Origin of the sequence: Haladaptatus sp. (genome assembly GCF_049589095.1) — an archaeon.
Classification (GTDB): Archaea; Halobacteriota; Halobacteria; order Halobacteriales; family Haladaptataceae; genus Haladaptatus.
Map to the genome: position 1 here is coordinate 1 of NZ_JBAWAC010000632.1, position 6,979 is coordinate 6,979.

Here is a 6,979-nt window from a genome sequence, read left to right on the forward strand (position 1 = left end):
CCATTGACTGACTGAACGAAGTTCCCGTGAGCTTGCGAACGGGAGCACGGAAGAGCTTCGCTCTTCCGAAGTGAAGGAAGGAAAATGGACTCGCCGGGATTTGAACCCGGGGCCTCTCCCATGCCAAGGGAGTGATCTACCACTGATCTACGAGCCCGCGTCTGCATTCACTACTTCCGTACGACCATTGATAAACCTCTCGAAATCAATGCCACCCCGCGGCGGTGTGACACACCACTCGCTACGACGAGACGTGTTTGATACCTTTGTGATTACAGTTGCTAGGAAGCGGACCGCCTTGAAAGCCTCTCGCCCGCTCCGAAGGGAGGTGTTTGGTCCTTTTTCGGTTGCAACTACCGGGGAGCAGACCACCTCGAAAGCCCCCGCCCGCTTGCGGCACCGGAAGACGTTCCGGCTCACTCTGGAAGACGCTTTGCGTCTTCCCTGCTCTCGTTCACTGCGTTCACGAGAACTCCGTTCGCGGGCTGCGACTTCCGTGGTCACCCTCACATTCGTTCGCGTGATCCGCTCGCCAACATCTCAACTCGGCTCGCGTTGCTCACCTCGTTGAGAGGGGTCGCTGAGACGACCAAGCAAAGCGCGAACGGTCGGGGGCTTTCTGGGCCTTCGTCTCAGTAGCCGCTCTCGCAGTAACCCCAAATTCACACTTCACTCGTCACACCAAACACAGTACTCGAATAGAAACCCTTTAACCCATAAAAACGAAAATGACCCGTAGGGAACGGCACAGCCGCAAATCCGACGCGTCGTGAGATTTCACGGCTTGGGATTGCGGACGTGCAACGTGCTTTCGCCGACTATGGCGGAAGTCACGACTGGCGGTACCCATCGCCAGCACTCTCGCGGCTCGTGCAGTTCCTATCCTCAACTATGGCACGAATGCACACGCGACGCCGCGGGTCGTCCGGTTCGGACCGACCTGTGGCAGATGAACCACCGGAGTGGAGCGACGTAGATGCCGACGACGTGGAAGACCGCGTCGTCGAACTCGCGGAAGACGGTTTCAGCCCGAGTCAGATCGGGGGGAAACTCCGCGACGAGGGTGTGACCGGCACGCCCGTCCCGAACGTGAAGCTCGTCACGGGCAAGAAAGTGACCGAGATTCTCGAAGAGAACGACGCAGGTAGCGACCTGCCGGAAGACCTCGAAAACCTGATGGAGCGCGCCGTTCGGCTGCGCGAGCACGTCGACGAGAACCCACAGGACAAACAGAACAAGCGCGCACTGCAGAACACCGAGTCGAAGGTTCGCCGCCTCGTCAACTACTACCGCGGCGACAAGCTCGACGAGGACTTCACGTACACCTACGACTACGCAGTGGAACTCCTCGAATAGATGTCCACGTCCGGCCGAACCGCAGGCGAGGACGCCCTCTCCGCGAGCGACATCGCCGCCACGCTCCGCGACGCCGACTTCGTTCGGATCGTCGCGCACGCGGACGGTGACGCGCTCGCGGCAGGCGGTCTCCTCGCACGTGCCTGCGCGACTGCCGGTATCCCGTTTCAGGTGAGTGCAACCTCGTTCCCCGCCCATCGCACCGACGCCGGTGACGACGAACTCGTCATGACGGTCGGCGGACAGGGTGGGAACGTCACACTGCCCGAACACACGCGACCGACGAGCGTCGTCGCGTTCGACGTCGCAACCGAACTCGGTGGGTCGCCCGACCCGGTGCTGGCACTCGCCGGTGCCGTGGCCGCTGGCGTCTCGCCCGGCGCGGGAGACACCGCACGGTTGCTCGACACGGCGGACCTCACGCGACGGCCCGGCGTTTCGACGCCAACCGAAGACGTCGCGGACGGGGTGGCCCATTCGACGCTCCTGCACGCCGGATTTTCCGGCAACGCCGGGGCGGTGCAAGCCGAACTCGCCGAACTCGACTTACCGGTCGAACTGGACGACGACGCCCACCGAAAGATAGCCTCTCTCGTCGCGCTCTCGGTCGCCGGACCGGAGGGTGCGACGCCGCGAGCGGGCGAGACCGTCCAACGGGCGCTTCGCCCGTACGAACTCGGTGACGACTACCCGTTCGCGACGCTCGGCGGTTACGCCGACGTTCTCGACGCGGTTGCCCAGGAGCAGCCCGGAACCGGTATCGCGCTGGCATTGGGTCACGACGCCCGTGCGCCCGCGCTCGACGCGTGGCGCACGCACTCGAAGGCGGCCCACGCGGTGGTCCGGAACGCGACGACGGGTCGGTACGACGGCCTGTTCGTCGCCCGAACGGACGACGCACCGGTCGTGACGGCGGCGCGACTGCTCGGCGATTTCAGATCGCCGGAACCGATCGCGCTGGTCGTCACGGATGACGAAGCCGCCGCGGTTGCAGTCGGTGACCGCGGCATCGACGATTCGGATTCGGGTCCCCAGTCGAATTCGACTGCGGGTTCGGATTCGAATCCGGACCTCGTCGATCTCGGGAACGCCATGCGAACGGTTGGCTCCCGGCTCGGTGGCGACGGAACGGGAAGCAGACGACGCGGCTATGCGCGGTTCGACGCGGACGCGAAGGAGTTCCTTTCGGCGTTCCGGGAGGCAGTATGAGACGAGCGACGATCCACACGGAACTGGAGGACGCCGAGCACATCGCGGCGGCGGTCGTCCCCGACAACACGCCCGAAATCGAAACGAGCGTGGAGGACGGAACGATTACGACGACCATCGAACGCGAGACGACCGGCGGTCTCCAGACGACCATCGACGATTACGTCGTGAACCTCTCGGTGGCAGCACAGGTAGTACAAACGGCAAACCAACACACAAACACCAACTATGAGTGAACGATCAGTCTCGAAGAAATCACAGGAAAAGCGGTGGTACACCGTTCTCGCTCCCGAGCAGTTCGACCGAGAGGAGCTTGGAACGACCCCCGCAGACGAACCGGACAAGGTGCTCGGCCGCACCATCGAAACGACGCTTGGCGAACTGACGAACAACGCCAGCGAAAACAACACGAAGTTGACCTTCAAGATCAACGACGTGGGTAGCGACTCCACGTACACGGAGTTCGTCCGACACGAACTCACCCGCGACTACCTGCGTAGCCTCGTGCGACGCGGTGCCTCGAAAGTCGAGGCGTACATCACGGTGCTGACCTCGGACGACTACCGCGTCCAGATCCAGCCAGTCGCGTTCACGACGAAGAAGGCGGACCACAGCCAGGAGAAGGCTATCCGCCGCACGATGATCGACATCGTGCAGGAGACCGCACAGGAACACACCTTCCAGGACCTCCTCGACGGCGTCGTCGAAGGTCGCCTGTCCAGCGCGATTTACGGCGAGGCGAAGACGATTTACCCGCTCCGCCGCGTCGAAATCCAGAAGGCGACGTTGGAAGCCCACCCCGAGGAGGTTGCCGAGGAAGAGGAAACCTCCGTGGACGTGGACGAAGAAGAAGCCGAAGTCTAAACACGACGGTTCGATTTTCGTTTTTTGAGAATACAGCGAGACGGGACGGAGTTACTTCTCTTTCACGAGGATGGTGCCGACCATCCCCCTCGACTCGTGGGGTATACAGAGGTAGGGATACTTTCCGGGAACCTCGAACGTGTGTTCATACGTCCGGCCTTGAAGAATTCCGCCTTTGCCGTTGTTCCACCCTTCGCGGGCGACCTGCTCGGAATCGAACCCGCCGGAGGCGAAGTACTCGGCATCGTCCGGAATGAGGTTCTCGTAGGCGGTGACGGTGTGCTGGCGCATCCCCGTGTTCTTCCAGACGACGGTGTCCCCGACCGTCGCCGTAAATTTTTCCGGATGAAAGTCCATCGAACTCGTTCCGATGTCGAAATCACCACCCATCGACCGCGATTCGGAACCCATGTTCAGGACGCTCGAACACCCTGCCAAGGTGACTGATGTCGCGCCGACGACCCCGGCTAAAAACGCTCGGCGGTTCATACAGTGGGTTCGGATTGCCCGGCGTATATGTCTCTCGAAACGTCGCTCATCGTCGTCGTACTATCAATCGAGGAACATTCCGCCCGAATCACCCTGTCAGCAGCGTTCTTCGCAAATCCGGTCGATGATTCGTCCGGTGGAGAGCAGTTCATCGTCGTCGTCGCCGGGTTCGAGCGGCGACGCACGCCGAACCATGCAGTCGATCCCTCGCCGATCGAGTTCCGCCTCGATGGCCGCATCGTCGTGATGCTGGTCGTATCCCAACACGATGATGTCGGGGTCGAGTTCCTCGATGGGGGCGAAGATGTCCTCGGGGTGACCGACGAGCGCATTGTCCACGACGCCGAGCGCGTCGATCATGTCCCGCCGCTGTCGATCGGACAGGATCGGTCGTTGTTTGTGTGTTACGTTCTCCCGGCGTGCGATGATGACCGATAGTCTGTCGCCCATCCCCGCGGCGTCGCGGAGGTAGTGAACGTGGCCGGGGTGTAGAATGTCGAAGGTTCCTTGTGCGAGTACGTGTGTCACTGGTCTCTCAACTCCTCGTCGATGTCCGCCTGCGTAAAGTCGAAGAACGATTCCGCCTCCGGAAGTTCGACGTCGAGCACGTCGAGTTTCTGGGGGTTCCCCTCCCGGTCGAACGCTTGCCAGTCGTTTCGCTCGTACGGTGCGCCGATGATGATGTGAACGGTACCTTTCTGAAACGTCCCCAGATCGGTATCGCTCGGGCGGAGCACGCCGTTCGGGTGTGAGTGTACCGATCCGACCGCCCTGATGTCGTTCGGGATGGTGCTTGTCTTCACCGTCGCGCTGACGCTGTTCGATTCGGTGCCGGGCATGACGAGTACGTCGGTGATGACCAGTCCGTCGCGATCGAGACCGAGGTTTCTCGCCTCCTCGCCACGGAGATAGCCCATGTACTCGTTCGGATAGGCATCGCGGGACGCTTCGAGTGCGAACGTCAGCGCGCCCTCCGCGATACCGAGAATTTCGTTCGACCGGAACAGCCGCATACGCTACACTCCGAGCGCCCGCGTTCTAAGCGTTACGAAGGACCGGAGGCCCGACGGTCACGGGCAACCTTCCGAAGGGAAGCCAGTTGCAAAGCGTTAAAAATAGTGCGGCCGAAGAGACGCACAAGATGAATCCCGCTGATACTGACCCCGGTGATGGACCGGGTAATCCCGTCGTTTACGAACTCGCGGCGGATTGCACCCTCTCTGATATTTCCGAGGGCGAACGATACCACGCCGTCGTCAACGGCGTCGTCGATTATGGTGTGTTCGTCGACCTTTCGGACTCTGTCTCGGGTCTCGTTCACGAATCGAACCTCTCTACCGACTACGATGTCGATGACAGTCTCGTCGTCGAACTCCTCGAAGTACGTGAGAACGGCGACTTGAGTTTCACGCCGGTCGACGTCGACGTCGACGACGCCGAAACCGTCGCCGTCGCTCACGAGTACGAAGTCGCCGAAACGGGGACCCTCGCCGACCAAGTCGGCGAGACCGTCCACCTCGAAGGCGAAGTCGTCCAGATCAAACAGACCGGCGGTCCGACCATCTTCCACGTCAGCGACCCCACGGGCGTCGTCCCGTGTGCCGCCTTCGAGGAAGCGGGCGTCCGCGCACATCCCGAAATCGAAATCGAGGACATCGTTCACCTCGTCGGCGTCGTCGAAGAACGCGAAGGCTCCCTCCAAGTCGAAGTCACGTCACTCACCGCATTGGAAGGCGACGAAGAGGCCGTCGTCAGCGATCGGATCGAGACGGCCCTGGACGAGCGTGCGGAACCCCACGAGACCGAACCCCTCATCGAGTGGCCCGCCCTCGAACAGTTGTTCCCCGACCTCCGGGAGATCGCAAAACAGCTCCGCCGCACGGTGCTCGAAAGCCGCCCGATTCGAGTCCGACACCACGCCGACGGCGACGGCATGTGTGCCAGCCTCCCGGTCGAACTCGCGCTGAAGCGGTTCATCGAGGAGACCCACCAAGCGCCCGAGGCCAAGCGCCACCTCTTCAAGCGCCTGCCGAGCAAGGCACCGTTCTACGAGATGGAGGACGTGACCCGTGACCTGAACTTCGCGCTCGAAGACCAGGCACGACACGGCCAGAAACTCCCCCTCTTGCTCATGCTCGACAACGGGAGCACCGAGGAGGACGTTCCGGCCTACGCGAACCTCGCCCACTACGACATCCCGATTCTCGTGGTCGACCACCACCACCCCGACCCGGAAGCGGTTGACCCGTACATCGACGGCCACGTCAACCCGTACCTCTACGACGAGGATTACCGCATCACGACGGGAATGATGTGCGTCGAACTCGCGCGGATGATCTCGCCCGGTATCACGGACGAACTCCGTCACGTTCCCGCCGTCGCCGGAATCTCGGACCGCTCCAAGGCGGACGCGATGACGGACTACGTCGAACTGGCCGAATCGGAGGGCTACTCCGAGGAGTTCCTCACCGACATGGGCGAGGCGCTCGATTACGGCGCGTTCTGGCTGAAGTACGACCCCGGACGCAACCTCATCAACGACGTTCTGAACGTCGATTGTGACGACGAGGAGCGCCACCGCGAACTCGTCACGTTCCTCTCCGAGCGCGCCGAGGCGGACACCGAAAAACAACTCGACGCCGCGATGCCCCACGTCAAACACGAACGGTTGGCGAGCGAGGCACACCTGTACCGCGTGGACGTCGAAAACCACGCGTACCGGTTCACGTACCCGCCACCGGGGAAGACGACCGGCGAAATCCACGACCGCAAGGTGAAGGAGACGGGCGAACCCGTCATCACCATCGGCTACGGACCGGACTTCGCCGTTCTCCGCAGTGACGGCGTCCGACTCGACATCCCCGAGATGGTGACGGAACTCAACGAGGAAGTCGTCGGCGGTGGCGTCAGCGGTGGCGGCCACCTCGTCGTCGGGAGCATCAAGTTCGTCAAAGGAATGCGCGAGCAGGTGCTCGACGCGCTCGTCGAGAAGATGGCCGACGCGGAACTCGACGAGGAACTCCAGAGCACGACGGTCGGACACCAGCAGGACGACTGAAAC

The 6,979-nt window shown here is 62.1% G+C and carries 8 protein-coding genes and 1 tRNA gene; 5 read left to right on the forward strand and 4 right to left on the reverse strand.

Going from position 1 to position 6,979, the window contains the following annotated elements:
* Window positions 1-85 precede the first annotated feature (85 nt).
* Window positions 86-157 (reverse strand) — tRNA-Ala (locus WBV42_RS20040).
* A gap of 734 nt (window positions 158-891) precedes the next feature.
* On the opposite strand from WBV42_RS20040, the gene WBV42_RS20045 reads away from it, so the two are divergent.
* Genes WBV42_RS20045 through WBV42_RS20060 form a run of 4 tightly spaced genes read left to right on the forward strand, consistent with a single transcriptional unit; the run spans window position 892 to window position 3,429 of the window.
* A complete protein-coding gene (locus WBV42_RS20045; protein WP_253226067.1) occupies window positions 892-1,356 on the forward strand; it encodes a 30S ribosomal protein S15 in 465 nt (154 codons plus the stop codon).
* Entirely contained in the window at window positions 1,357-2,565 is a 1,209-nt protein-coding gene (locus tag WBV42_RS20050; protein WP_423987599.1) for an exonuclease RecJ, read from the forward strand.
* Window positions 2,562-2,801 carry a KEOPS complex subunit Pcc1 gene (locus WBV42_RS20055; protein ID WP_253226069.1) on the forward strand — a complete coding sequence of 80 codons (240 nt, stop codon included), beginning with the start codon at window positions 2,562-2,564 and terminating at the stop codon, window positions 2,799-2,801. The genes WBV42_RS20050 and WBV42_RS20055 overlap by 4 nt, the downstream gene beginning before the upstream one ends.
* Window positions 2,794-3,429, forward strand: a complete 636-nt coding sequence (locus tag WBV42_RS20060; protein ID WP_423987600.1) for a 30S ribosomal protein S3ae — start codon at window positions 2,794-2,796, stop codon at window positions 3,427-3,429. The genes WBV42_RS20055 and WBV42_RS20060 overlap by 8 nt, the downstream gene beginning before the upstream one ends.
* A 51-nt stretch (window positions 3,430-3,480) precedes the next feature.
* On the opposite strand, the gene WBV42_RS20065 is transcribed toward WBV42_RS20060, so the two are convergent.
* The 3 genes from WBV42_RS20065 to WBV42_RS20075 all read right to left on the reverse strand — a co-directional run bounded on the left by WBV42_RS20065 (window position 3,481) and on the right by WBV42_RS20075 (window position 4,931).
* Window positions 3,481-3,918, reverse strand: a complete 438-nt coding sequence (locus tag WBV42_RS20065) for a plastocyanin/azurin family copper-binding protein (protein WP_423987601.1) — start codon at window positions 3,916-3,918, stop codon at window positions 3,481-3,483.
* Window positions 3,919-4,014: 96 nt separating this feature from the next.
* Complete coding sequence (locus WBV42_RS20070; protein ID WP_423987602.1) at window positions 4,015-4,446, reverse strand: adenylyltransferase/cytidyltransferase family protein; 432 nt, start codon at window positions 4,444-4,446, stop codon at window positions 4,015-4,017.
* A complete protein-coding gene (locus tag WBV42_RS20075; RefSeq protein ID WP_066145980.1) occupies window positions 4,443-4,931 on the reverse strand; it encodes a Mov34/MPN/PAD-1 family protein in 489 nt (162 codons plus the stop codon). The genes WBV42_RS20070 and WBV42_RS20075 overlap by 4 nt, the downstream gene beginning before the upstream one ends.
* A gap of 128 nt (window positions 4,932-5,059) precedes the next feature.
* Here WBV42_RS20075 and WBV42_RS20080 point away from each other — a divergent pair, with 128 nt between their 5' ends.
* Window positions 5,060-6,976 (forward strand): DHH family phosphoesterase, encoded by a 1,917-nt coding sequence (locus WBV42_RS20080; RefSeq protein WP_423987603.1) that lies wholly within the window; start codon window positions 5,060-5,062, stop codon window positions 6,974-6,976.
* Window positions 6,977-6,979: the final 3 nt, after the last annotated feature.